21 protein-coding genes and 1 pseudogene are annotated in these 24,637 nt (G+C 59.8%); 12 read left to right on the forward strand and 10 right to left on the reverse strand.

Going from position 1 to position 24,637, the window contains the following annotated elements:
• Window positions 1-104 precede the first annotated feature (104 nt).
• A complete protein-coding gene (locus QMX98_RS17270) occupies window positions 105-1,130 on the reverse strand; it encodes a DMT family transporter (RefSeq protein ID WP_282411135.1) in 1,026 nt (341 codons plus the stop codon).
• Here QMX98_RS17270 and QMX98_RS17275 point away from each other — a divergent pair.
• The 5 genes and pseudogenes from QMX98_RS17275 to QMX98_RS17295 all read left to right on the forward strand — a co-directional run bounded on the left by QMX98_RS17275 (window position 1,125) and on the right by QMX98_RS17295 (window position 5,511).
• Entirely contained in the window at window positions 1,125-1,688 is a 564-nt protein-coding gene (locus QMX98_RS17275) for an XRE family transcriptional regulator (protein ID WP_282411136.1), read from the forward strand. The two genes, QMX98_RS17270 and QMX98_RS17275, sit on opposite strands and share 6 nt — an antisense overlap.
• Before the next feature lie 35 nt (window positions 1,689-1,723).
• Window positions 1,724-1,988, forward strand: a pseudogene (locus QMX98_RS17280) (ABC transporter ATP-binding protein); the annotation flags it as partial.
• Window positions 1,989-2,002: 14 nt separating this feature from the next.
• A complete protein-coding gene (locus QMX98_RS17285; protein WP_077749708.1) occupies window positions 2,003-3,436 on the forward strand; it encodes an FAD/NAD(P)-binding protein in 1,434 nt (477 codons plus the stop codon).
• A gap of 128 nt (window positions 3,437-3,564) precedes the next feature.
• Window positions 3,565-5,061: a helix-turn-helix transcriptional regulator gene (locus QMX98_RS17290; RefSeq protein ID WP_077749707.1), complete on the forward strand. Its 1,497-nt coding sequence runs from the start codon at window positions 3,565-3,567 to the stop codon at window positions 5,059-5,061.
• 195 nt (window positions 5,062-5,256) lie between these two features.
• Entirely contained in the window at window positions 5,257-5,511 is a 255-nt protein-coding gene (locus QMX98_RS17295; RefSeq protein ID WP_010459680.1) for a DUF1652 domain-containing protein, read from the forward strand.
• Window positions 5,512-5,990: 479 nt separating this feature from the next.
• Here QMX98_RS17295 and QMX98_RS17300 read toward each other — a convergent pair whose 3' ends face one another.
• Together QMX98_RS17300 and QMX98_RS17305 are read right to left on the reverse strand one after the other, a co-directional pair.
• Window positions 5,991-7,106, reverse strand: a complete 1,116-nt coding sequence (locus tag QMX98_RS17300; RefSeq protein ID WP_102595515.1) for a Gfo/Idh/MocA family oxidoreductase — start codon at window positions 7,104-7,106, stop codon at window positions 5,991-5,993.
• Window positions 7,107-7,436: 330 nt separating this feature from the next.
• Window positions 7,437-7,676 (reverse strand): hypothetical protein, encoded by a 240-nt coding sequence (locus QMX98_RS17305; protein WP_282411137.1) that lies wholly within the window; start codon window positions 7,674-7,676, stop codon window positions 7,437-7,439.
• A gap of 42 nt (window positions 7,677-7,718) precedes the next feature.
• On the opposite strand from QMX98_RS17305, the gene QMX98_RS17310 reads away from it, so the two are divergent.
• Window positions 7,719-9,266, forward strand: coding sequence for a TerC family protein (locus QMX98_RS17310; protein ID WP_154504442.1), 1,548 nt, complete (start codon window positions 7,719-7,721; stop codon window positions 9,264-9,266).
• 62 nt (window positions 9,267-9,328) lie between these two features.
• On the opposite strand, the gene QMX98_RS17315 is transcribed toward QMX98_RS17310, so the two are convergent.
• The 5 genes from QMX98_RS17315 to QMX98_RS17335 form a co-directional block, all read right to left on the reverse strand.
• Window positions 9,329-10,096, reverse strand: coding sequence for an SDR family oxidoreductase (locus tag QMX98_RS17315; RefSeq protein WP_010459689.1), 768 nt, complete (start codon window positions 10,094-10,096; stop codon window positions 9,329-9,331).
• A 45-nt stretch (window positions 10,097-10,141) separates the two neighbouring features.
• Entirely contained in the window at window positions 10,142-11,209 is a 1,068-nt protein-coding gene (locus QMX98_RS17320; protein ID WP_010459691.1) for a phosphotransferase family protein, read from the reverse strand.
• 144 nt (window positions 11,210-11,353) lie between these two features.
• Entirely contained in the window at window positions 11,354-12,319 is a 966-nt protein-coding gene (locus tag QMX98_RS17325; RefSeq protein ID WP_010459693.1) for a 2-hydroxyacid dehydrogenase, read from the reverse strand.
• A 101-nt stretch (window positions 12,320-12,420) separates the two neighbouring features.
• Window positions 12,421-13,017 (reverse strand): TetR/AcrR family transcriptional regulator, encoded by a 597-nt coding sequence (locus tag QMX98_RS17330; RefSeq protein ID WP_077749703.1) that lies wholly within the window; start codon window positions 13,015-13,017, stop codon window positions 12,421-12,423.
• A 168-nt stretch (window positions 13,018-13,185) separates the two neighbouring features.
• Window positions 13,186-13,569 (reverse strand): tautomerase family protein, encoded by a 384-nt coding sequence (locus QMX98_RS17335; RefSeq protein ID WP_010459697.1) that lies wholly within the window; start codon window positions 13,567-13,569, stop codon window positions 13,186-13,188.
• A 322-nt stretch (window positions 13,570-13,891) separates the two neighbouring features.
• Between QMX98_RS17335 and QMX98_RS17340 the strand changes: the two genes are divergently transcribed.
• Complete coding sequence (locus QMX98_RS17340; protein ID WP_010459699.1) at window positions 13,892-15,172, forward strand: serine/threonine transporter; 1,281 nt, start codon at window positions 13,892-13,894, stop codon at window positions 15,170-15,172.
• 225 nt (window positions 15,173-15,397) lie between these two features.
• Window positions 15,398-17,059, forward strand: coding sequence for a SulP family inorganic anion transporter (locus QMX98_RS17345; RefSeq protein ID WP_282411138.1), 1,662 nt, complete (start codon window positions 15,398-15,400; stop codon window positions 17,057-17,059).
• A gap of 80 nt (window positions 17,060-17,139) precedes the next feature.
• Here QMX98_RS17345 and acnB read toward each other — a convergent pair whose 3' ends face one another.
• Entirely contained in the window at window positions 17,140-19,749 is a 2,610-nt protein-coding gene (acnB, locus tag QMX98_RS17350; RefSeq protein ID WP_010459703.1) for a bifunctional aconitate hydratase 2/2-methylisocitrate dehydratase, read from the reverse strand.
• A 408-nt stretch (window positions 19,750-20,157) separates the two neighbouring features.
• Here acnB and QMX98_RS17355 point away from each other — a divergent pair, with 408 nt between their 5' ends.
• Complete coding sequence (locus QMX98_RS17355; protein WP_010459705.1) at window positions 20,158-20,628, forward strand: DUF1289 domain-containing protein; 471 nt, start codon at window positions 20,158-20,160, stop codon at window positions 20,626-20,628.
• 127 nt (window positions 20,629-20,755) lie between these two features.
• Here QMX98_RS17355 and QMX98_RS17360 read toward each other — a convergent pair whose 3' ends face one another.
• Window positions 20,756-21,619, reverse strand: coding sequence for a universal stress protein (locus QMX98_RS17360; protein ID WP_282411139.1), 864 nt, complete (start codon window positions 21,617-21,619; stop codon window positions 20,756-20,758).
• A gap of 161 nt (window positions 21,620-21,780) precedes the next feature.
• On the opposite strand from QMX98_RS17360, the gene miaE reads away from it, so the two are divergent.
• From miaE to QMX98_RS17375, 3 genes are all read left to right on the forward strand, one after another.
• Window positions 21,781-22,389 carry a tRNA isopentenyl-2-thiomethyl-A-37 hydroxylase MiaE gene (miaE, locus tag QMX98_RS17365; RefSeq protein WP_010459709.1) on the forward strand — a complete coding sequence of 203 codons (609 nt, stop codon included), beginning with the start codon at window positions 21,781-21,783 and terminating at the stop codon, window positions 22,387-22,389.
• Window positions 22,390-22,565: 176 nt separating this feature from the next.
• Window positions 22,566-23,273: a winged helix-turn-helix domain-containing protein gene (locus tag QMX98_RS17370; protein WP_282411141.1), complete on the forward strand. Its 708-nt coding sequence runs from the start codon at window positions 22,566-22,568 to the stop codon at window positions 23,271-23,273.
• Window positions 23,274-24,560 (forward strand): ATP-binding protein, encoded by a 1,287-nt coding sequence (locus tag QMX98_RS17375; protein ID WP_282411140.1) that lies wholly within the window; start codon window positions 23,274-23,276, stop codon window positions 24,558-24,560.
• The last annotated feature ends 77 nt before the right edge of the window (window positions 24,561-24,637 follow it).

Consider the following 24,637-nt stretch of genomic DNA (forward strand, 5'->3'; position numbering starts at 1 on the left):
CCTACGGGTTTTGTGTCGATACCCGAACTTGCGAACGACACAAAACCCGTAGGAGCGAGGCTTGCCCGCGAAGGCAATCCGCCAGGCACTGAAAATCTTAAAGCTTAACCTTGGGTTTCCCGTTCCAACTCTTCTTCGGTCGCAGCTGCCTTACCCTTGGTCTTCAACTCACTCACTATCACCGCCGCCACAATTAACCCCGCACCCACCAGAGCAATCGCCGGCAACCGCTCCCCGGCGATCCGCCCGACAATCCCGGCCCACACCGGCTCGCCCGCATAGATCAACGTCGCCCGAGTCGGCGATACGCTCTTCTGCGCCCAGTTCATCGCCACCTGGATTGCCGCGCTCGCGGCGCCCAGGCCCAGTGCACTGCACAGCAACAACCACGAGAAATCCGGAATCACTTCCTGGGTCGGCACCACCATCAGGAACGCCAGCACCGACGTGGTCGCCAGTTGCACCACCGTCACCCGGCGCACATCGACCTGACCGGCATAGGTGCTGATCAGAATGATCTCTGCCGCAATCGCGACCGCGCTGATGAGCGTGGCGATTTCACCGGGGCTGAAATTAAAGGAAGCGCCCGCAGGCCCGGACAGCAACATCAACCCGGTAAACGCCAGCATGATCCCGATGCTCGGCATCAGCCCCGGACGCCGCCCCAGCACCAGCCATTGCAGCAACGGCACGAAGGGCACGTACAGCGCGGTAATAAACGCCGACTGACTGCTGGGAATACTTTGCAAACCCACGGTCTGCAAGCCGTAACCGAGCATGATCGCCACGCCGATGAAGGCACCGGCCTTGAGTTCGAACAGGGTCAGGTCCCGCAGGTGACGCCATGAGAACAACGCAACAATGATTGCCGCCGCTGCAAAGCGCAGGCCGACGAAAAACATCGGCCCGCTGACGGTCATTGCATGCTGCACCAGCAGGAATGTCCCGCCCCAGACCATGGTGATCAGCACCAGCACGCACTCGGCCTTGCTGAACCGAGAGAAACGGGGAGAAGTGTGAGAGGGGTTCACAGACGTCATGACCTTGCGCGCTACCTGAGGGCGACGCACAATGCGTCGAATGTTGCGCAGTATACTGCCCAACCCCACCGAGTGAGCAATATAGTGCACAAAGATTCTACCCCTCGGGCTTCGGTCCTCCAGCACGTCAGCCAGAACGTCCGACGCCTGCGCCATGCCGCCGATATGAGCCAGACCGCGCTGGCCGAAAAGTCCGGAGTTAGCCGTCGCATGCTGGTGGCGATCGAGGCTGGCGAGAAAAACGTCAGCCTGACCACCCTTGATCGCGTGGCCGAAGCGCTGGACGTGGCGTTCAGTGATTTGATCCAGGCGCCGGATGCCCGAGATCCGAGCCGTATCAACGAAGTGGCCTGGGCCGGTACGATCCCCGGGAGCAAAGCCGTTCTGCTGTCCAAAGCCACCGCTACCCGCGAGGTGGAGCAATGGGAGTGGTGCCTGCAACCAGGAGAAATCTACCCCTCGCAACCGGATGCCGAGGGCTGGAGTGAGCAGATCTTTGTATTTGAAGGCTGCCTGACCTTGATGCTGGGCGACACGCCGCATGAGATCGCCGCCGGCGAGTTCTACATGTTCCCCAGCAACCAGCCGCACGGCTACCGCAATGATGGGGTTGTGGCGACGCGGTTTGTGCGAAACGTGGTGATTTGACTGCGGACTATCGCTCAGCGGAAACGATGAGCTACCTGGTCGCCATCGGCCGGGCGCTGATGACACGTCCTACTTTGGTACTGCTTGATGAACCCTCCATGGGTTTGGCGCCTATTATCGTCCCGGAGATTGTCGAGATCGTCGCGCAACTCAATCGTGCCGAGCAGGTGAGCTTCCTGATTGCCGAGCAAAACATTAACGTGGCACTCAACTACGCATCGACGGCCTACGTCCTCGATACCGGCCGAGTCGTTGCTGGCGCGGGGCGACCTGCCCGGTTTCTATTCAGGTAAACATTGACCAGTGAGAACGCCATGACTCAAACCCAGCGCGCACAGGCGACCGACGCCATCCGCCACGCGGACATCCTGATCGTCGGCGGCGGCCTCAGCGGCGCGATGCTGGCGGCGCAGCTGTTGCGATTGCCTGGCAAGCGTTCGGTGCTGGTGATCGAGCCGCGCGCGGAACTCGGGCGGGGCGAGGCGTACAGCGCGGTCGAGCTGGGCCATACGCTCAACGGTAACGCTGCGCGCATGAGCGTTGACCCGGACAACGCTGACGACCTGACCCAATGGCTTACCGAACACATCGCGGCCGGTGGCTGGCCGGAGTCCGATGAGCAGCATGTGCCGATCAGTGAGTTGTTCCCGCCCCGGGGCCTGTTCGGGGTGTACGTGCAGCAGCGCTTGGCGCAAGCGCAGGCGGTGGGGGCGGTGGACGGTTCGACGGTCGAGCACGTGCGGGCCGAGGTGGTCGATCTGCAAATCGGGGATGATTCGGTATGGCTGACCTTGAGTGACGGGCAACGCTTGCAAGGCGCTTACGCGGTGCTGGCCACGGGGATGTTTCCCGCTGCGCGCACCCCGCAGACCGAATCCAGCGGTTTGAACGCTGCGGCGCTGGATCCTTGGGATGTCGCGGCCATGCGCCGGCTGGACCCGCAGTCGACGGTGTTGATCATCGGTTCGGGCCTGACCATGGTCGATGCCGTCGTTTCGTTGGAGCAGGCCGGGCATCGTGGCCCGATTGAAGTGTTTTCCCGGCACGGCTTGCTGCCGCACGTGCGTCGGCAGCCGCCGGCCTGGGTGGATTTTCTCGCTGAGGATCAGAGCATTCGCACGCCTCGACAGCTGGTGCGCGAACTGCGCCGGCATTGCCGGGACGCCCTCGCTCAAGGCATCGACTGGCAGGCGCCGCTCGATACCGTGCGGGCGCATATCGGCCGGTTGTGGAATCAGGCGACGGACGTGCAGCGCCGACAGTTTGTGCGGCATGTGCGGCCCTGGTGGGAAAGTCATCACCACCGCTCGCCACCGTTGAGTGCCGAGTTGGTGGCGCGGCTGCACAAGGAAGGGCGGTTGCGGATCCAGGCGGCGTCGTTCAAAGGGCTGGAATCGACGGTCGAGGGGCAAGTGAGCATTCGCATCCGTCGACGCGGTGAGGTGGAAACCACCGTGGTCAGCGGCGCAGCGTTGATCAATTCCAGCGGCATCGAATACGACTGGCGTCGGGTGGCCCGACCGCTGCCGCAACAACTGCTGGCGCGCGGATTGATTCGCCCGGGGCCATTGGCGTTGGGGATTGCGGCGGCGGTTGACGGTGCCGTGCTGGATGCCGACGGACAGGTCGCCCAACGCCTGTTCGCCATGGGCCCGCCGTTGCGCGGCATGTGGTGGGAAAGCACGGCCGTCACCGACGTCGCCAGTCAGGCCAAAGCCCTCGCCGACCGGCTGGCCCGGTCGCTGTAGCCGCCGTCGAGCTTGCGTTCGGCTGCACAGTCAGTGCAACTTCAGGTGCTTTGCACTATCCCATTCTGCTGCGGTCGTAAACTTCACAGAGCGGCGCATCACTGCGCCGCTGCACCCGTGGAGATCCAATGAGCCAGGACGTCCTGACCACCGAAGCCAATCGCCGTCAGTTGCAGCAAATCATCGCCGGTTTGTCCGATGGGGTGATTTTGCTGGAACTCGACCAGACCATTGTGTGGGCCAATGAAGCCGCGCTGGCCATGCATGGCGTCAGTCAGATCGGCGAGTTGGGCGCCAATGCCAAGGAGTACGCCAAGCGCTTCGCCTTGCGCTATCGCAATAATCACCCGGTGCCGCCAGAGAACTACCCGATCAGCCGCGTCGCCAAGGGCGAGACCTTCGCCGATGTGCTGGTTGAGGTGACGCCGGTCGACGATGAGGAACGCATGTGGGTTCATAACGTGCGCAGCATGGTCCTCGCCGACAGCGCCGGCGAGGCGGAGTCGCTGGTGTTGATCATGGACGATGTCACGGAATGGGCGAGTGCCGAGCAGCGTTTCGAAAAGACGTTCAATGCGAACCCGGCACCAGCGGTGATCTGTCGTCTCAGCGATTTGCGTTACATCAAAGTCAATTCGGGCTTCCTGGAAATGACCGGCTATGCCCGCGATCAGGTGATCGGGACTTCGACCTATGAGCTGGACATTCTGGATGGCGCCGAAAACAGGGACCTGGCCATCGAGCGTCTGCGCGAGCACGCCACGATCCCGCAGATGCAGGCTGAGCTGAAACTGCCTGAAGGCGGCAGCAAGCAGGTGATCGTCGCCGGTCAGCCGCTGGAGTTCAACGAGGAAGACTGCATGCTGTTTTCCTTCGTCGACATGGAGCCGCGGCACAAGGCCGAGGTTGCCCTGCGCCAGAGCGAGGAGCGGTTCGCCAAGGCGTTTCGCCTGACGCCGGTGCCGACGCTGGTCTGTGGTGCACAGGATCAGGTGGTGATCGACGTCAACGAAGCCTTCCTGGATACCCTCGCGTACCCCAGTGAAGAGGTGCTCGGAAAAACCGTTGCCGAACTCGACTTTATCGATGACAAGGGCGCGCGCACACGGCTGTTCGCGGCGCTGGAGAAGGCGGGAAGCCTGGATCGGGTCGATGTCAGAATCCGCAGGAAAGACTCGAGCGTGATTGACTGCACGGTGTCGGCCGACACCGTGAACATTCAGGACAACCCGTGCTACCTGCTGGTGTTGATGAACATCACTGAACGCAAACGTACCGAGCTGGAACTGGTGGCGGCGATCGAAGAAGTGATGAAAGACGCTTCCTGGTTCACCCGTACGTTGATCGAAAAACTCGCCAACGTGAAGAACATTAACTCGCCGCAGTTACCCAGTGTGTCCTTCACCGACCTGACCGCCCGCGAGCGCGATGTGCTCGGCCTGATCTGCGAAGGCCTGGCGGACAAGGAAATCGCGGCACGCCTGAAACTGGCGCCCAACACTGTGCGCAACCACGTGTCGACGGTGTATTCCAAGCTGGATGTGCACAGTCGCAGCGAGGCGATTGTGTGGGCGCGGGAGCGAGGTTTGTTCTCCAGTGAGTGGCGGCCCAAAGGCCAGCGTTAAGGTGCAAATGCACTAGACGAGGCAGTGCAAATGGAGGTTCTGGCGGGGTGCATCAGTTCCTAACCTGTCAGGGTGCGAAACGGGCCTTTGGTCGGTATCGCGTCCTCTACGAAACAGCTTAAGGAACAGTCGTATGCTCGGCCAATTCAACCAGTTTTCAGTCGACGGGGTCAGCCGGCCCATGGGTGAATCGCAATGATTTATCTGGCGCAATTGCGTGCGCAACTGGAACAGCACTTTTCCCCGCTGGCTTGTGATTGCAGCGTGTCAGGGGACAACTCGGTGACGGTGAAGCTGTATCACCCGGCGTCGGGGCAGGTGGATCTTGTGGTCAGTGGGCTGAGTGTCGCTCACCTCAGAACGCCGGAAGCGGTCGCTTCGTTGATTGAGGAACTGCGTTACGAGCTCGAAAGCAACAATTTGCATCAGAGGCAGGACTCGGTTTCGTAGCTGTCGTTTTTCAGTGTTGAAAACGAGTTAAGTGCCTTATTGACTGGCATTGGCGGCGGGCTAGGCTATAAGAAATGCGAGGGTATTATTTTCTGTGACCAATCCGCGGCTACGCGGTAGGGGTGTCGGGTCGCGGAAAGTGTCGATGACTTATCGCGGGACAGCCTATGAACAGTCTTGGGAAACGTGCTTTTTCGCCCCTGTCGCTCGCCTTTTGCGTAGCGATGCTCAGCGGTTGCGCCAGTCCGCCACCTCCACCGCCCGCCGCACCACCGCCTGTTCCGCAGCGCACCTGCGAAACCACTGAACAAACGGATGTGATGGGCGATGCAAGAGTGACCGAGGAAGTGACCCGGCAAACGAAAGTGACCCGTTGTGTCACTCAGTAGGTCTGAGTGACTGCTTCGTTGCTTTCTTCATGTGTTGAATGCGCAATGATCCGGCACCCTCACGGGTGCCGACACCTGGGGGCCTGAACCTCAGACATCCTCGATCCTGACCCAGCGTGACTCGCTTGCCGCCAACCGGATCGCCGTCGCCAGACGTTCCACTTCCCACGCTTGCTCAAAGTCAGTCCCTCCCTGTGAAAGGCCGGCCAGGGCCATCACCAGGTCATGTACCTCTAGCGTCTTGAGTTCGTTGTATCCCAGCTGATGACCCGCAGCCGGGCTGAACGCCGCGTAGCCCGGCAGGTTCGGTCCGGCGAGCAAGCGCTGGAAACCGTCCTGGCCGGCGCGATACAGCCGCAGCTCGTTCAAGCGCTCCTGGTCGAACGTCAGCGTGCCTTCAGTGCCGCTGATCTCGAAGCTCAGGTGGTTCTTGTAGCCATGCTTGAGCCAACTGCTGCTGAACGTACCGCGTGCGCCGTTGGCAAACCGCAGCAGCGCGTGGACCTGATCGTCGACTGCAATGGGCCGTTGCTCCTGGCTGCCTGACGTCGCAGGACGCTGCCGGTGCACGGTTTGAGCGTCGGCGCACACCGATTCGATATCGCCCATCAGATAGCGCGCCATCGCCAGTAAATGACTGCCCAGATCCGCCAGCGCGCCGCCCGCGTGATCGGCATCGCAGCGCCACGACCACGGCGAAGCAGGATCGGCCATGAAGTCTTCGCTGAATTCGCCCTGAAAACTGATGAGCTGCCCCAGTTTGCCGCTGTCGATCAGCTCCCTGGCCAGCCCGATCATCGGGTTGTGCTGATAGTTGTAACCCACCCGCGTCACGATGCCCGCTGCGTTGGCGGCCTGACGCATCGCGTTGGCTTGCTGCAGATTCACCGCCAGAGGCTTCTCGCAATACACCGCTTTACCCGCCGCGAGGGCGGCCATGGCCATGGGGTAGTGGAGGTGATTGGGCGTAGTGATGGCGACCAGATTGACCTTGGGATCATCGATCAGCTGTTGCCAGTCGGTGTGAGCGGTTTCGAAACTCCAGGCGTCGGCACAGTGCCGTGCACGATGTGGATCGACGTCGGCGAGGGCCGCCAGCCTGAGCTTCAGCGGGAGCTCGAACACCGCGCTGACATTGCGAAAGGCCAGGGCGTGGGCGCGACCCATGAAACCTGTGCCGATGAGTCCGATACCGAGTTCGCGCATAGCTGGGGGCCTTTTGGGATTTTTGTTGTTGGGACGCTATTTATGGAATATAAATTCCTAAAATGCAATTGATGGAATAATAATTCGTTATGTGTATGGGGTCAGCGAAATGACAACAACGCTATGCGCTCAGTAAGCGGTGCTGGAAGGTGAGGGGGCGAGTCATTGGTGGAGTCTTCGGTGGACCACTCTTGCTGATCTCTTTTACCGCTCTGTCAGATTCTGAAATAACTCGTCTCGTATGAGGCGCTCCGAAACATTGTAGGATCTCATCCCCCATTTCTTTCAGGTCTATATGAACACCCTCCTGGAGCCTCCCAGTCGCTTTTTTCAATCCACACCCTGTATCCATTCGGCCTTCGCTATTCGGCGCAGGTCTCGCTTTCTAATATCGCTTAACCTCGAAATCCCGGCTGCAGGTTGCTCAGTGATGTCCTTCTCCAGGACTGACCGTGCCATCTCGAAGGATTCACTTCCTTGCCTGCGCTCGGTGAAACCTTTCTTTCTTGCGCCTTGTGCCCTGAACATCGCATCCGCTCCGTCGAGCAGGCGTTCGTGTGTTTCTGCCATTCACTCATTCGCCCCCACTCTACGAGAGACTGAATAATTCCTATGGAATGGATTGCTGATCCCACGGCCTGGCTTGGCCTGCTGACCCTGATCGTGCTGGAGCTGGTGCTCGGCATCGACAACCTTGTGTTCATTGCCATCCTGGCTGACAAGCTACCGCCAGAGCAGCGGGATCGCGCGCGCGTCATCGGGCTGTCCCTTGCATTGCTGATGCGTCTTGGCTTGCTCGCGAGCATCTCCTGGATGGTCACCCTGACCGAACCTTTGTTCGAGGTCTTCGACAAGACGTTCTCGGGCCGGGATTTGATCATGCTGTTCGGTGGTGTGTTCTTGTTGTTCAAGGCAACCATGGAATTGCATGAGCGACTTGAAGGGCATGTGACACAACGCACAGGCAATGCGGCCTATGCGATGTTCTGGCCTATCGTTGCGCAAATTGTGGTGCTGGATGCCGTCTTCTCGCTGGACGCTGTGATCACTGCCGTGGGCATGGTGGAACACTTGTCGGTCATGATGATCGCTGTGATTTTCTCCATTGGCTTGATGATCATCGCAAGCAAGCCATTGACCAATTTCGTCAACGGGCACCCCACCGTCATCATGCTCTGCCTGGGTTTCTTGATGATGATCGGCTTCAGCCTCACCGCTGAGGGCCTTGGCTTCCACATTCCGAAAGGCTATCTCTACGCAGCGATCGGCTTCTCGATCCTGATCGAGTTGTTCAATCAGGTGGCTCGCTCACGCCGCAAGAAGAGTGTGCAAGGTCATCGCCCTATGCGTGAGCGTACCGCGCATGCCGTTTTGCGTTTGCTGGGTGGGCACAAGCTGGGGGCCGATGAAGTCGGCGAGGAAATCGCTGACATGCTGTCAGGTGCAGAGGCCGAGCAGGTTTTCCATCGACGGGAGCGCGTCATGATCAGTGGCGTGCTGCAGTTGGCGGAACGCCCGATACGCGGCGTCATGACTCCGCGTGCGGAAATCGACCATATTGACCTGGCCGATTCTGCGGAAAAAATCCGCACCCAGCTGATGCACTCTCCGTACTCCCGATTGCCGTTGATCCGCAGTGGGCGCGTTGATGAACCTTTGGGGTTCGTCCACAAGAAGGAGCTGCTCAAAGAGCTGTTGGCCGGGCACCAGCCCAACCTGGAAACCATTGCCCGCCAGGCCATCAACTTGCTGGACAACTTCTCGATTCTCAACGCACTGGAACAGATGCGCAAAGAGTCGACTCACATCGCGTTCGTGGTGAACGAATTCGGTGACTTCATGGGTATTTTGACCATGACCGACATTCTCGAATCCATCGCGGGTGAGTTGCCGGATGCCAGTGAAATTGAAGGCCCGAACATCGTTGTCGAGGAGGGAGGCTTCCTCGTCAGTGGTGCGCTGAATCTCAGCCAGATTCGCGAACACATTGGCTTCCAGGCTAAAGCGACTGATGACTATCAGACGCTCGCAGGGTTGGTCATGAGCTTGCTGGATCGTCTGCCGGTCATCGGCGACAAGCTCGATTGGCAGGAGTGGAGCATGACCGTTGTGGAGGTCGAAGAACGACGAGTGACGAGGGTGCGATTGCGTAAAGAGTAAGTCGGAATCCGCTCGGCAAAAGGCAGCCCTGAGGCTGCCTTTTGTTCATCCTGGGCAGTGAATCAGGACAAGAACCCGCCATCCACATTCAACGAAACCCCGGTCGTGTAGCTCGACGCATCGCTGGCGAGGTACAGCACCGCGCCGGCCATCTCGCTCGGATCCGCTACGCGCTTGAGCGGGATCTGCTGCAACGCGGTCTTCAGGATCGCGTCGTTCTTCACCAACGCCGACGCAAACTTGGTGTCGGTCAGGCCCGGCAGCAGGGCGTTGCAGCGGATGCCGAACTGCGCGCATTCCTTGGCGAACACCTTGGTCATGTTGATCACGGCGGCCTTGGTCACCGAGTAGATGCCCTGGAAGATGCCCGGCGAGATACCATTGATCGACGCGACGTTGATGATGCTGCCGCCGCCGTTTTCGCGCATCAGTTTGCCGGCTTCGACCGACATGAAGAAGTAGCCACGGATGTTGACGTCGACGGTTTTCTGGAAAGCGCCTAGGTCGGTGTCCAGTACGTTGCAGAACTGTGGGTTGGTCGCGGCGTTGTTGACCAGGATGTCCAGGCGCCCGAACTGTTCCTTGATGCCGGCGAAGACCTGGCTGATCTGTTCCATTTCACCGATGTGGCACGCGACGGCGGTGGCTTTGCCGCCGGCGGCGATGATGGCGTCGGCCACGTGCTGGCAGCCATCGAGCTTGCGGCTCGAGACGATGACGTGGGCGCCTTGCTGGGCCAACAGTTTGGCGATGGCCTCACCGATACCGCGGCTGGCGCCGGAGACGAAGGCGATTTTGCCGTCGAGGTCGAACAAGTGAGTCTTGGACATGAGGTTTCCTTGTTATTAGGGCCCGGAATGTAGTTAAAGCCGCGATCAGAGCGTAGATTTCTGGATGACTTGCAGGCTCATCTGCTCCAGCAGTTTGTTCATGTGAATGAACTGCGCGAAGCGTTTGTCCTGGGTCTGACCGTGGAAGAAGCGGTAGTAGATCTGCTGCACGATGCCGGCCAGACGGAACAGGCCGTAGGTGTAATAGAAGTCGAAATTGTCGATCTGGATGCCAGAGCGCTGGGCGTAGTAATCGACGAATTCGCGACGGGTCAGCATGCCCGGGGCGTGGCTCGGCTGGCGACGCATCAGTTGCACCGGCGCCGGGTCTGTGGCTTCGATCCAGTAGGCGAGGGTGTTGCCGAGGTCCATCAGCGGGTCGCCGAGGGTGGTGAGTTCCCAGTCGAGCACGCCGATGATTTGCATCGGGTTGTTCGGGTCGAGGATCACGTTGTCGAAGCGGTAGTCGTTGTGGACGATGCTGGAGGTCGGGTGGTCGGCCGGCATCTTGTCGTTGAGCCAGGCCTTGACCGCCTCCCACTTTGGCGCGTCCGGCGTCAGGGCTTTTTCGTAGCGATCGCTCCAGCCCTTGATCTGCCGTGCCACATAACCTTCGGGCTTGCCCAGGTCGCCCAGGCCAAAGGCCTTGTAGTCGACACGATGCAGTTCAACGAACTTGTCGATGAAGCTTTTGCACAAGGCTTCGGTTTTCGCCGAATCCAGGCCCAGTTCCGGTGGCAGTTCCGAGCGCAGGATGATCCCGTTGACCCGTTCCATCACGTAGAACTCGGCGCCGATCACCGATTCGTCGGTGCAGTGCACATAGGCCTTGGGGCAATAGGGAAAACCGTCGCGCAGTTGATTGAGAATGCGAAATTCGCGGCCCATGTCGTGTGCGGACTTGGCTTTGTGGCCAAACGGCGGCCGACGCAGGACGAACTCCTGCTCCGGGTATTCCAGCAGGTAGGTCAGGTTCGACGCACCGCCTGGAAACTGGCTGATCTGAGGCAAGCCACTCAAGCCCGGAATGTGGGCCTTGAGGTACGGATCGATCAGGCTGGCATCGAGTTCTTCGCCGGTGCGGATACGGGTGGACTGGTCAGTAAGCGCCATGCTTATCCCTTCTGCTTATTCTGGAGGCCTGCGATTATTGGCTAATCTAATGCGCGCACCCGGCACCCACAACCACGAACGGCCCTTATAGGTGAGCGTGTTGCCGGGCAATCATTGCTTTTGATACACCTGTTTGAATGACCCTCAAGGCGCAACCTTGCTCAGTGAGGCCGGCAGGGCAATGGGCGTCAACACGGGACTGCCGGAGAAGAATGCCACCAGGTTACGACCCACCAACTCCACGGTGCCTTGCGTTGCCTCCGGAGACAACCCAGCGACATGCGGCGTCAGGATCACGTTGGTCAGCGCCTTGAGTGCCTCCGGCACGTGAGGCTCGGCATCGAACACATCCAGGGCTGCACCGGCAATGCGTCGTTGCTCAAGCGCAGTGACCAGGTCTGCCGTGGCGATCACCGAGGCTCGGGCGATGTTCACGACGAACCCTTTGGGGCCCAAGGCATCAAGGACGTGTTTATTGATCAGGTGTTTGGTGCCCAGGCCGCCAGGGGTGGCAACGATCAAAAAGTCCGAGGCACGAGCCAGTTCGGTCGGTGTCGAGCAGAAGGTATAGGGTACGTCGCTGCGATGCTGGCGGTTGTGGTAACTCACGGTCATGTCGAAGCCGGCGGCGGCGCGTTTGGCGATGGCCATGCCGACCGCGCCGAGGCCGAGGATCCCCAGGCGCTTGCCGGCCAGGGAGGGGCGCATGATCTTCGGCCACTCGCCGCGGCGTACCGCTGCGTCGCAACGGGGAATGTCGCGAACCAGCGCCAGCAACATCGCCATGGCATGGTCGGCCACTGAAGAGGCGTTGACGCCGGCGCCATTGGTGACGGTGATGTCCCGGTTGGCGGCGGCTTGCAGGTCGACGTGCTCGTAACCGGCACCGATCACGCAGATGATTTTGAGGTTGGGCAGGGCGGCAATTTCATCGGCGTACAAGCCCAATGGACCGCGAGTCAGTACCGCATCAATCTGCGGGCCATGCCGTGAGATGGCGGCGGCGCGCTCGGCCGGCGTCGGGGCCAGAATCAGGTGAAAGCCCTGATGTTCGAGAATCGGCAAGTAATCGTTGATGGTTTCAACCAGTACCAGAACGGTTGCAGGCATGCTGAGCTCCTGTGGGGATTGAATGTCGGATCTCGAATGTTGCTTCAGATTGCTGATTCCAGAGGAGTTTAGCAACGACCGGGGATTGCACACGCCGTTGATCAGACTGATTCACCTTGGGAGGTCAGAAAATGGCGGGCGGCGTCGAGAATCTCATCAGACAGTTCATCCCCCCGCGTGGCGCGGGCCAGGGTCAGCGCGCCGACCATCAAGGAATAATCCACCAAGGCTTGCTGGCGATTGGCTTGGGGCTGATCCGAACCCATCAAAGGGGTGAGCATCTGCAACAACGCTTCCAGCCCCTGGGTATAGGTCTGGTGCAAACCGCTTTCGGCGGTTTCATGGCACATGTCGCCGGCAAACGCCGTGACCGGGCAGCTTTCGCCCGGGTTATCGCGGTTGGCCGCCGACAGGTAGGGCGCGATGATGCTCGTGCGGGCCGAGACGCGGTTATCGTTGGCGTCGATTTTCTGCTTCCAGCGTTCCATCGACTGGGTGAACGCCCGGGTGCAGGCCTCTTTCGCCAGCGCTTCCTTAGAGTCGAAATGACCGTAGAACCCGCCATGGGTCAAGCCGGCCGCGCCCATTACATCGACGACGCTGATCCCGTGCAGGCCGCGCTCGCGAAACAGTCGCGTGGCGGCTTCGACGATGATCTCGCGGTTGAGTTCGGCTTGTTTGCGAGAGACTCGAGGCATGGCGGCTCACAGGCAGGGAAGGTGTTTAGATGACTGGCATCATAAGGAACTGTCGAGCGCGTGTCAGTGAATGACTTTCGCGGCAACAGTCGGCCCGGTCGAAGGATTTTTCTTTCCCGATTGCGAGATGTCCTCCGAGACCTTGTAAAACGCCAGGCGTGGCGGCAATCAGTTGGCGTATTGAGCGATGCCATTGCCGAATGACCAGTTCTCGGGTTTGCCTTCCACCAGATTGATGAAGACATCTTCCAGGCGAACACCCAGTTCAGCGTTGAGGCTTTCGGCGATGGTCTTGTAGAGCAGTTTTTTCTGCTCGAGGGTGCGGCCTTCCCGCAAGGTGATCTGGATGATCACCAGGTTGTCCGTGCGATTGATGCCCATGTAAACGGGGTCAAAGATGAAGTGGTTCTCGTCGTGTTCGGCGAGGATCTGGAAGTTATCGTTCTCGGGGACGCCAATGGTGGCATGCATGGCAGCGTAGATCAGTTTGCCGATGCGCTTGGCGAAGGTCGGGTCCTGGTTCTTTTTGATATCGACGCGAACGAGTGGCATGAGAGGTCTCCGTAAAAGAGGGCTGCCGGTCAGCAGGTGATTCGAAAATACATGACGCTAATCCTTCACCGAATAGATTTATCAGGACATCTATTTAATTTGATGCAAGAGCGCCACGGGAGCAAGTGTAGGAGAACGCCACAAAGGCACGCGCCCACTGGGTCTGGATCTGATCCGCACAACCACTCCTCAGCTAAGTCTTTGCTTCTGTTCATTAATCCCGGACAATCGCGCCCCTGTTTCGGCCAGGGCGCTGCCCGTCGGATTTTTCCGACTCGTCCTGACCGGGTAGCAAATGACCGGAATGCGGAGATCCCACCGGATGAATGATCAGGCCAATAGCGTCGACGAACGCTATGTAGCGGCGACACCAGCGACTCTCACTAGCTGGAATCGCCATGACACCACCTGGATGCTCGGCCTGTTTGGCACGGCCATCGGAGCCGGTACCCTGTTTTTGCCGATCAACGCGGGCCTGGGAGGTTTCTGGCCGTTGCTGATCCTGGCGGTGCTGGCATTCCCGATGACCTTTTATGCGCACCGTGGCCTGACCCGCTTCGTGTTGTCCGGCCGCGAAGGCGCGGACATCACCGAAGTGGTGGAAGAACACTTCGGCATCAAGGCCGGTGCGTTGATCACCTTGCTGTACTTCTTCGCGATCTTCCCGATCCTGCTGATCTACAGCGTGGCCCTGACTAACACCGTGGGCAGTTTCCTTGAACATCAACTGCACATCATGCCGCCCCCGCGCGCCGTGCTGTCGCTGGTGCTGATCCTCGGCCTGCTGGCGGTGGTGCGTTGTGGCGAGCAGGCGATCGTCAAGGCCATGAGCCTGATGGTGTACCCGTTCATCGTGGCGCTGCTGTTTCTCGCGGTGTTCCTGATTCCGCACTGGAACGGTGGCATCCTGGCAACGGCGTCGACCCTGCCTGAACCGTCGGCGCTGCTGCACACGCTGTGGCTGGCCATTCCGGTGATGGTGTTCTCGTTCAACCACTCGCCGATCATTTCGGCGTTCGCGGTGGACCAGAAGCGTCGTTACGGCGAACACGCTGAAGAACGCAGTTCGCAGATCCTCTCCCGCGCCCACCTCTTGATGGTGGCGATGGTGCTGTTCTTCGTCTTCAGCTGCGTGCTGACCCTGTCGCCGGGGCAGCTGGCGGAAGCCAAGGCGCAGAACCTGTCGATCCTGTCGTACCTGGCCAACCACTTCAGCAACCCGACCATTGCCTTTGCGGCGCCGTTGATTGCGTTCGTGGCCATTTCCAAGTCATTCCTGGGCCACTACATCGGCGCCAGCGAAGGCCTCAAAGGCTTGATCGTAAAAAGCGGCAAACGCCCGGCGCCCAAGACCCTGGACCGCATGACCGCCGCGTTCATGCTGGTGGTGTGCTGGATTGTCGCGACCCTGAACCCGAGCATCCTCGGCATGATCGAAACCCTCGGTGGCCCGATCATCGCCGCGATCCTGTTCCTGATGCCGATGTACGCGATCCGCAAAGTGCCGGCGATGGCGCGCTTCCGTGGTCAGGCGTCCAACGTCTTCGTGACGGCGGTGGGGCTGGTGGCGATTTCGGCGTTGATCTATTCGCTGACGGCCTGAGCACTGCTTTGATCATTCCCACGCGGGGCGGGGGAACGATCAGGGAACGATCAGGCATAAAAAAACGCTGCTCATCTTTCGATGGGCGGCGTTTTTTATTGCGTAGAAGAACGCACACCCCTGATCCAGCGCACCCGTCCCCCAGGATTAGCGGCTAAGCTTGCGGCTGCATCAGCGCGTCGTAGAACGTTTGCCGCAGATTGACCCTTTCTCTGGAGACGCTTTATGGCAGGTGCCCCCGGCGCATCGGTGCAACCCCGTGCCGATACGCCCAACCGCTGGCTCGACGTTATGGCCGGTGTGTCGATTGCCGGTTTGTTGTTGCCCGAGGCCGTTGCCTATTCCAGCATTGCGGCGTTACCGCCCCAGGCCGGGGTGATTGCGCTGTTTGCCGGGTTGCTGTGCTACGGACTGTTCGGCACCAGCCGTTTTGCCATTGTATCCGCGACTTCATCTTCGGCAGCGGTGCTGGCCGCCGCCACCGCCACGCTGGCCAACGGTGATTCAGGGCTGCGCATGACGCTGGCGATCGGGCTGGTGCTGGTGACGGGTGGTTTATTCCTGTTGGCCGGACTGTTCAAGCTTGGCCGCGTGACGTCATTTATCGCCAAACCGGTACTGCGCGGCTTTGCATTGGGCCTTGCCGTGACCATCATCCTCAAGCAACTGGCGAGCATCGTTGACGTGCACTTGAGCAACGGCAACCTGATCCGTTTCCTGCCGCAACTGCTGGAGCAGTGGGCGCAGTGGAATCGGGTTGGCTTGCTGGTCGCCGCGGTGGCGCTGCTGGTGTTGTGGGTGTGCGCACGTTTTCGGCGATTACCGGGAGGCTTGCTGGTGGTGGCGCTCGGCATTGCCGCCGGCCAATGGCTGAACCTGCCGACCTACGGAGTGAAACTGATCGGTGTGATCGACCTGAGCCTTGAAGTGCCCCGGCTGCCGGTGCTGCCGTTTGCCGACTGGCTGCACCTGGGGGAATTGGCGTTTGCCATGGTGATGATTCTGTATGCCGAATCCTATGGATCGATTACCTCGTTTGCACTCAAGCATGGTGACCGGGTTTCCTCGAACCGCGATCTGCTGGCCCTCGGGGCGGCCAATCTGCTGTCAGGCCTGTTCCACGGCATGCCGAGCGGCGCCGGTTACTCCGCGACGTCGGCCAATGAGGCGGCCGGTGCCGGTTCACGCCTGGCCGGTGTGGTTGCGGCGGGGATGGTGTTGCTGATTGTCTTGACCGTGTTGCCCTGGATTGCCTTGACGCCCGAACCGGTGCTGGCGGCCATCGTCATTCATGCACTGGCGCGCGGCTTGAGCCTGCAGCCATTGGGTCGGTATTTCATCTGGCGTCGCGACCGCTTGCTGGTGATCTGCGCGGTGGCCGCCGTGTTGGTGCTTGGCGTGCTGGACGGCTTGCTGGTGGCGGTGGTGATCAGCGTGGTGCTGATGCTCAAACAGATGTCTTCGGCGGATATTCAAGTGCTGGGGCAAATGGGTAACGGCCATGATTATGTCGATCTGCAGCGCCATCCCGATGCCCGGGCAATCCCCGGCGTGCTGATCGTGAGGCCCAGCGAGGCGCTGTTTTTCGCGAACGTGGAGCGCATTCTGGGTGGCGCACTGCATCTGGCCCGGCACGCGGAGCCGCCGGTGCATACGATCATTCTCAGCCTGGAAGAATCCCCCGATCTGGACGGCACCAGTATCGAAGCGCTGGAAGCGTTCTTTTTGCAGGTGCGGGCGCTGGACATGCTGTTGATCCTGGCGCGGCTCAAGCACGAAGCCAAAGCGGTGCTCGCACGGTTACCGACGCAGGAAATGGAGCAGGTGATTCTGAGTGGCCTGAGTGTCGACGGCGCGGTGCAACAAGCCCTCAAGCCATCCACATAACCCCTGTGGTAGAGGGCTTGCGGGCATAAAAAAACGCCGCTCATCTCACGATGGGCGGCGTTTTTTATTGCGTTGCAGCGTTAGGCTTGAACGACCGGGATGTTGGCGTTCGCAGCAGCTTCACGGAACTCGGCGATCTGGTCGAAGGACAGGTAGCGGTAAACGTCGGCCGCCATGCTGTCGATCTTGCCAGCGTATTCCATGTACTCCTCGACGGTCGGCAGGCGACCCAGGATGGAAGCAACGGACGCCAGCTCGGCCGAGGCCAGGTAGACGTTCGCGCCGTCACCCAGACGGTTCGGGAAGTTACGGGTCGATGTCGACACCACGGTGGAGTTCGGCTCTACACGTGCCTGGTTACCCATGCACAGCGAGCAGCCTGGCATTTCCATGCGAGCGCCGGCCTTGCCGTAGATGCCGTAGTAGCCTTCTTCGGTCAGCTGGTGAGCGTCCATTTTGGTCGGCGGCGACAGCCACAGACGAGTTGGAAGCTGACCTTTGACCTGATCCAGCAGTTTACCGGCAGCGCGGAAGTGACCGATGTTGGTCATGCACGAACCGATGAACACTTCGTCGATCTTCTCGCCAGCAACGCTGGACAGCAGACGGGCGTCGTCCGGATCGTTTGGCGCGCAGAGCACAGGCTCTTTGATGTCGGCCAGGTCGATTTCGATGATTTCAGCGTATTCGGCGTCAGCATCGGCAACCATCAGCTCAGGGTTGGCAACCCAGGCTTCCATCGCTTGAGCACGACGTTCCAGGGTACGCGCATCGCCGTAGCCTTCACCGATCATCCAGCGCAGCAGGGTGATGTTGGAGTTCAGGTACTCGGTGATGGATTCTTTCGACAGCTTGATGGTGCAACCGGCAGCCGAACGTTCAGCCGAGGCGTCGGACAGCTCGAAAGCTTGTTCGATGCTCAGGTTGTCCAGGCCTTCGATTTCCAGGATGCGACCGGAGAATGCGTTCTTCTTGCCTTTCTTCTCAACGGTCAACAGGCCAGCCTGAATCGCGAAGTAAGGAATGGCGTGAACCAGGTCACGCAGGGTGACGCCCGGTTGCATTTTGCCTTTGAAGCGCACCAGGATCGATTCCGGCATGTCCAGCGGCATGACGCCAGTGGCGGCGGCGAACGCTACCAGGCCAGAACCGGCCGGGAACGAAATGCCCATCGGGAAACGGGTGTGCGAGTCACCACCGGTACCGACGGTGTCCGGCAGCAGCATGCGGTTCAGCCAGCTGTGGATGATGCCGTCGCCCGGACGCAGGGAAACGCCGCCGCGGGTCATGATGAAGTCTGGCAGGGTGTGGTGGGTGGTCACGTCGATCGGCTTTGGATAGGCCGCGGTGTGGCAGAAGGACTGCATCACCAGATCGGTCGAGAAGCCCAGGCACGCCAGGTCTTTCAGTTCGTCACGGGTCATAGGACCGGTGGTGTCCTGAGAGCCGACGGTGGTCATCTTCGGTTCGCAGTAGGTGCCAGGACGAACGCCTTTGCCTTCTGGCAGACCGCACGCCTTGCCGACCATTTTCTGTGCCAGGGTGAAGCCTTTGCCAGTATCGACAGGCGCTTCAGGCAGCTTGAACAGATCGGTAGGGCCCAGGCCCAGTTCGGCACGTGCCTTGTCGGTCAGGCCGCGACCGATGATCAGCGGAATACGGCCGCCAGCACGAACTTCGTCCAACAGTACCGGGGTCTTCATTTCGAAGGTGGTCAGGACTTCGTCAGTGCCGTGTTTGCAGACTTTGCCAGCATGCGGGTACAGGTCGATCACGTCGCCCATGTGCATGTTGGTCACGTCGAATTCGATTGGCAGTGCGCCGGCATCTTCCATGGTGTTGTAGAAGATCGGAGCGATTTTGCTGCCGAAGCAGAAACCGCCGGCACGCTTGTTCGGCACGAAAGGCACGTCGTCACCGAAGAACCACAGCACCGAGTTGGTGGCGGACTTACGCGAAGAACCGGTACCGACCACGTCACCGACGTAGGCGATCGGGAAGCCTTGACCGCGCATTTCTTCGATCTGCTTCATCGGACCGGTGACGCCCTGGGCGTCAGGCACGATGCCTTCACGGGCCATTTTCAGCATGGCGAGGGCGTGCAGCGGGATGTCCGGGCGGGACCAGGCGTCCGGAGCAGGGGACAGGTCGTCGGTGTTGGTTTCGCCGGTGACCTTGAACACGCGCAGGCTGATCTTGTCGGCCAGTACAGGGCGGTTCTTGAACCACTCGCCGTCAGCCCAGGATTGCAGCACGCCTTTAGCGTGTACGTTGCCGTTCTTGGCTTTTTCAGCGACGTCGTGGAACGCGTCGAACATCAGCAGGGTGTGCTTGAGTTCTTTGGCCGCGACTGGCGCCAGTTCGGCGTCGTCCAGCAGATTGACCAGAGTCACGATGTTGTAGCCGCCCTGCATGGTGCCGAGCAGTTCAACAGCGCGTTTCTTGTCGATCAGAGGGGAGGTTGCTTCGCCTTTGGCGAGGGCAGACAGGAAACCGGCCTTTACATAGGCTGCTTCGTCCACGCCTGGCGGAATGCGATTGGTGATCAGGTCAACGAGGAAAGCTTCTTCGCCAGCCGGGGGATTCTTCAGCAGCTCGACCAGGCCTGCAGTTTGTTCGGCGTTTAGCGGCTGGGGAACGATACCCAGTGCTGCACGCTCTTCGATATGTTTGCGGTAGGCTTCAAGCACAGTTATTACCCTCATCAGTGGTCCCAAATGGGTGTCCGGGACGCTCATCCCGAAATTGCCGTACTCATGCGCTGCGTGGCGTTGTGGGCCACTTAGCCAGAATTACCGACAATTCCTTACAGAAGCTGCTTTCAAAGTTTTACGCCTGCAGAACGGGGAGCTGATGAGGGTTGGCGTAGAGCTTTTCCCCGCTGGAAAAACCCTTCGCCAACTCCGCTCTGAAGGAACGACTGTGCTCGTGACGCTTTGAAAACAGCTTCTAACGGACATTGGCGCCTTAAAAGGCTGGCTGATTCTACGGCAAAAAAAAATTAAAGGTAAGTTGGCCCCTCAAGATTGAGGGGTGATCAATGTTAGACAAAGGGCTAACATGCCGGCCTGTTCTGCTTTCCCGTGTCCTCCTGACCTATGCCCAATCAGACCATCAAGACCCCCTGCGTCGGCCTCTGTTCCACTGTTTACGGTGATCTGGTGTGCCGTGGCTGCAAGCGTTTCCACCATGAAGTGATCAACTGGAATGGTTACAACGAGGAGGAAAAGCGCGCGGTATGGCTGCGTCTTGAGCAGTTGTTGTCCCAGGTGATGGCCAGCAAGCTGGAAATTTTCGACCCGCAGCGCCTGCGCTTGCAACTGGAGCAGCGCAAGATCCGCTTTGTGCCGCATCAATCCGAGTATTGCTGGGCTTATCAGCTGATCGCCCGTGGTGCGCGGGTCATCAATAACCTGGAAGCCTACGGGATGGTGCTGATGCCGGAGTTTCGCGACTGGAACCTGCCGGAATTGCGTGACGCCATTGATCGGGAATTCTTTTTGCTCTCTGAGGCGCATTATCAGCGCTACATTGCGCCGGGGTTTCTGAAAGACGCTTTTGGCGGCTGAATATTAAGTGATTCGCGGACAAGCCTCGCTCCTACAGGTTTTGTGTTGATCACACCCGTTGTGTCCGACACAAACCCTGTAGGAGCGAGGCTTGCCCGCGAAGGCGTACTACCCGACGCCGCAAATCTCAATGCTGCGTCACAATCTCCTCCAGATGGTCCATGATCGTCTCCGGCTTCAGCACCAGCACATCGCTCTCCACCGCATCCAGCACCACTTCCGCCGTATTCCCGATCAACGCTCCGGACAACCCGGACCGCGCAACAGTGCCAATCACCGTCACCGCCGCCTGCAGCTTGTGCACCATGAACGGAATCAACACATCCGCCGGACCTTCCTCGATGTGCAGGTGATCATCATCGATATCGAACTCGGCCTGAAAGGCCTTGCACTGCTCGCGATAGCGCGCCTCGATGGTTTCGCTGAGCTGCAGCGTAGGGTCCGCCGCCGACAGCATCGGTGACGGATGGGCACTGACCACGTGCAGTTTGGCCTTGGCCAGGCTGGCGATGTCGTAACCGTGATCGACGATGGTGGCGTGCAACGTGCGGTGTTCGCCATCGGCATTGCCGACGTCAATGGCCGCGAGAATGACCCCGCCGGTCCACGGTTTAGAGGTTTTCACCAGCAGCACCGGCGTCGGGCAATAACGCAGCAGTTTCCAGTCCGCCGGGGTCAGCAGGGCTTTTTTCAGCGGGCTGTCGGGGTAATGCTGTTTGATCACCAGCCCGCAGCCTTCCGCCTGCTGCACATCGACGATGGTTTCATGCAGGCTTTCATTCCAGGCCTGCTCGGTGGTGACGCTGTAGCCGTCCTGCAACAGTGCCGCCTTGAGCACGCCCAACATGCCGCTGTGGTCATGCTTGCGATCGCACACCAGCAGATGCAGATGCGCCTGGGTCACGCCTGCAATCAGTTTGGCCCGTTTGAGCGCCAGGCTTTCCGAGTGTTCGGGTTCGATGACCACCAGGATGCTGCGAATGGCTTGCATGATCGGGATCTCCAGGAAGGTAAAAAATACTGCGTTGGACAACTATAGTTGGTCACCGCCAACCCGGTACTTGATGCATATCAACGGCGGCGACTGGTGGTCTGGCGGCAGGCCGGTATAATCGGCGCCCTTCGATTCAGACCTTTTATTCCGTGAGCCCCATGATCCTTCCCGAAATTCACGAGTTCCTCGGCTGCCGAACCCCCGATGGCTGGGTCCAGGCCGCGCTTGCCGATCAGGACACCTTGCTGATCGACCACAAGAACTGTGAGTTCAAGGCGGCCAGCACGGCGTTGAGCCTGATCGCCAAGTATCACTCCCATGTCGACCTGATCAACCTGATGTCGCGCCTGGCCCGGGAAGAGCTGGTGCACCACGAGCAGGTCATGCGCCTGATGAAAAAGCGCAAGATCGAGCTGCGTCAGCTGTCCGCCGGGCGTTATGCCTCGGGCCTGCGCAAAGTGGTGCGCAGCCACGAGCCGGTCAAGCTGGTGGACACGCTGGTGGTCGGCGCATTTATCGAAGCCCGCAGCTGCGAGCGTTTCGAGGCGCTGGTACCGCATCTGGACGAAGAACTGGGCAAGTTCTATTTCGGCTTGCTGAAAAGCGAAGCGCGGCATTTCCAGGGTTACCTGAAACTGGCTTACCAGTACGGTGATGCCAAGGATGTTGCGCAAGTCATTGACCGGGTCCGTGCCGCCGAGCAGGAACTGATCGAGTCGCCGGACGTGGAGTTCCGTTTTCACAGCGGTGTCCCGGCATCGGCGTGATTCGCCCTCCGCACGTTGCAATCTTTTGCGACTGAATTGTTAAAAACTCTTAAGAGTATGAAAGATCACTGAAAACCGGCCCTCGAGGCCGGTTTTTGCTGCCCGTCATGACCGTCCCGTCACTGATTGGCGCCATAATGCCGCCCACTTTTCACAAGGGTTGGCAGACGGTCGTTATGGATAACCTGGGTTTTGGCAAAGTATTGCTGGTGGAAGACGACGGAAAGCTCGCCGGGCTGATCGCGCATTTCCTGTCCCAACATGGCTTTGAGGTCCGCCAGGTTCACCGCGGCGACCTCGCGTTGGCCGCGTTCCTCGAATTCAAACCGAAAATCGTCGTGCTCGACCTGATGCTGCCGGGGCAGAGCGGCCTGCATGTGTGCCGCGAGATCCGCAGCGTGTCCGACACGCCGATCGTCATCCTGACGGCCAAGGAAGATGACCTCGATCACATCCTCGGCCTGGAGTCCGGTGCCGACGACTACGTGATCAAACCAATCAAACCGCCTGTATTGCTGGCCCGCCTGCGTGCGTTGCAACGGCGTCAGGCGCCGGACAGCGGCGTGTGCAGTGCCCTGGAGTTCGGCAACCTGAGCATCGACCGCAGCTGTCGCGAAGTGCGGTTGGCGGGGGAGGTCATCGAAATGACCACCATGGAATTCGAACTGCTGTGGTTGCTGGCCAGCGCTGCCGGCAAGGTTCTGTCCCGCGACGACATCCTCAACCGCATGCGCGGTATTGCGTTTGACGGCCTCAACCGCAGTGTCGACGTCTACATCAGCCAGTTGCGCGGCAAGCTCAAGGACAACCCGCGCGAACCGGTGTGCATCAAGACCATCTGGGGCAAGGGTTACCTGTTCAATCCGTTTGCGTGGGAGCTGTAAATGCTGCGGTTATTTCTTGGGCTGTTTCTGGTGATGACGGTCGGCCTGGTACTGGGGTTGCAAACGGTCGAGCGCACGTTCGATGCGCTTCTCGATGATCAGATGCAGAGCTACAACCGCGAGGCGGTGCGTGGCCAGGCCTGGTCACTGGCCGAGCAGTTGCGCGATCTGGACGGGTCGGACCGGGAGCGCGAACTGGAAGCGGTGCGCCCGCACTATGGCTTGGGCCTGACGCTGGTCGAGAGCCGTCAACTGTCCCTGACCGATCAGGAGAAAGCCGAGTTGGCCCAAGGGCTGCTGGTGATCCGTGACAAGTACACGCAGTTCATCTCGCGCATTGACGAGGGTTCGCAGTTGCTCAGCATCAAGCTGCCGGCCGAGCCCAGTCTGATGCCGTTCTACATTGCCGCGGCGTATCTGATGATCGCGGTGATGATCGGTTTTGTGTTGATGTTCTGGGTACGCCCGCATTGGCGAGATCTGGAGAAACTGCGCCTGGCGGCCGAACGTTTTTGCGATAACGACCTGTCGTCGCGGATCCAGCTGTCCAAACGCTCGAATATTCGTGACCTGGCTGAGCACTTCAACCTGATGGCGGCGCGCATCGAAGGCTTGATCGCCAATCAGCGCGAACTGACCAACGCGGTGTCCCACGAGTTGCGCACGCCGATTGCCCGGCTGTCATTCGAACTCGATCAGCTCAAGCAACAACCCGATCCGACCCAGAACCGCGAACTGATTGCCGACATGTACGCCGACCTGGGCGAGCTGGAAGAAATGGTTTCCGAGCTGCTGACCTACGCCAGCCTTGAGCGCGGCGCTACGGTCATCAGCCGGGAAAACATCCAGGCCAACAGTTGGCTGGACAGCGTGGTCGGCAGCGTGGCCCTTGAGGCCGAGGCTGCCGGGGTGCAGTTGTTGATTGTCGAGTGTCAGGTCGATGAGGTTCGCATTGAGCCACGCTTTATGGCCCGGGCGGTGATCAACCTGCTGCGCAATGCCATTCGTTATGCCGATGAGCGGGTGGAAGTGTCGTTGGTCCGTACCGGTGATCACTACGAAGTGCGGGTCAACGATGATGGGCCGGGTGTGCCGGTGGACGGGCGCGAGAAAATTTTCGAACCGTTCTCGCGCCTGGACGCCAGCCGTGATCGCCGCACAGGTGGGTTTGGTTTGGGGTTGGCGTTGGTGCGGCGGGTGTCGCAATCCCATGGCGGGCAGGTGGAAGTGGGGGATTCGCCTTGGGGTGGGGCGTCGTTTCGCATGACGTGGGCGCATCTGGATTGATTGCGTTGATCTCACCGGCCCCATCGCGAGCAGGCTCACTCCCACAGGGGAATGCATTCCAAGTGTAGGAGTGAGCC

Source organism: Pseudomonas sp. PS02303, assembly GCF_029959925.1.
Taxonomy (GTDB): domain Bacteria; phylum Pseudomonadota; class Gammaproteobacteria; order Pseudomonadales; family Pseudomonadaceae; genus Aquipseudomonas; species Aquipseudomonas mandelii.

Excerpts from the sequence above, each read along its gene's own strand:
- QMX98_RS17285 (WP_077749708.1), top strand. The coding sequence starts at position 2,003 with ATGACTCAAACCCAGCGCGCACAGGCGACCGACGCCATCCGCCACGCG.
- QMX98_RS17290 (WP_077749707.1), top strand. The coding sequence starts at position 3,565 with ATGAGCCAGGACGTCCTGACCACCGAAGCCAATCGCCGTCAGTTGCAG.
- QMX98_RS17295 (WP_010459680.1), top strand. The coding sequence starts at position 5,257 with ATGATTTATCTGGCGCAATTGCGTGCGCAACTGGAACAGCACTTTTCC.
- QMX98_RS17300 (WP_102595515.1), bottom strand. The coding sequence starts at position 7,106 with ATGCGCGAACTCGGTATCGGACTCATCGGCACAGGTTTCATGGGTCGC.
- QMX98_RS17305 (WP_282411137.1), bottom strand. The coding sequence starts at position 7,676 with ATGGCAGAAACACACGAACGCCTGCTCGACGGAGCGGATGCGATGTTC.
- QMX98_RS17310 (WP_154504442.1), top strand. The coding sequence starts at position 7,719 with ATGGAATGGATTGCTGATCCCACGGCCTGGCTTGGCCTGCTGACCCTG.
- QMX98_RS17315 (WP_010459689.1), bottom strand. The coding sequence starts at position 10,096 with ATGTCCAAGACTCACTTGTTCGACCTCGACGGCAAAATCGCCTTCGTC.
- QMX98_RS17320 (WP_010459691.1), bottom strand. The coding sequence starts at position 11,209 with ATGGCGCTTACTGACCAGTCCACCCGTATCCGCACCGGCGAAGAACTC.
- QMX98_RS17325 (WP_010459693.1), bottom strand. The coding sequence starts at position 12,319 with ATGCCTGCAACCGTTCTGGTACTGGTTGAAACCATCAACGATTACTTG.
- QMX98_RS17330 (WP_077749703.1), bottom strand. The coding sequence starts at position 13,017 with ATGCCTCGAGTCTCTCGCAAACAAGCCGAACTCAACCGCGAGATCATC.
- QMX98_RS17335 (WP_010459697.1), bottom strand. The coding sequence starts at position 13,569 with ATGCCACTCGTTCGCGTCGATATCAAAAAGAACCAGGACCCGACCTTC.
- QMX98_RS17340 (WP_010459699.1), top strand. The coding sequence starts at position 13,892 with ATGAATGATCAGGCCAATAGCGTCGACGAACGCTATGTAGCGGCGACA.
- QMX98_RS17345 (WP_282411138.1), top strand. The coding sequence starts at position 15,398 with ATGGCAGGTGCCCCCGGCGCATCGGTGCAACCCCGTGCCGATACGCCC.
- QMX98_RS17355 (WP_010459705.1), top strand. The coding sequence starts at position 20,158 with ATGCCCAATCAGACCATCAAGACCCCCTGCGTCGGCCTCTGTTCCACT.
- QMX98_RS17360 (WP_282411139.1), bottom strand. The coding sequence starts at position 21,619 with ATGCAAGCCATTCGCAGCATCCTGGTGGTCATCGAACCCGAACACTCG.
- miaE (WP_010459709.1), top strand. The coding sequence starts at position 21,781 with ATGATCCTTCCCGAAATTCACGAGTTCCTCGGCTGCCGAACCCCCGAT.
- QMX98_RS17370 (WP_282411141.1), top strand. The coding sequence starts at position 22,566 with ATGGATAACCTGGGTTTTGGCAAAGTATTGCTGGTGGAAGACGACGGA.
- QMX98_RS17375 (WP_282411140.1), top strand. The coding sequence starts at position 23,274 with ATGCTGCGGTTATTTCTTGGGCTGTTTCTGGTGATGACGGTCGGCCTG.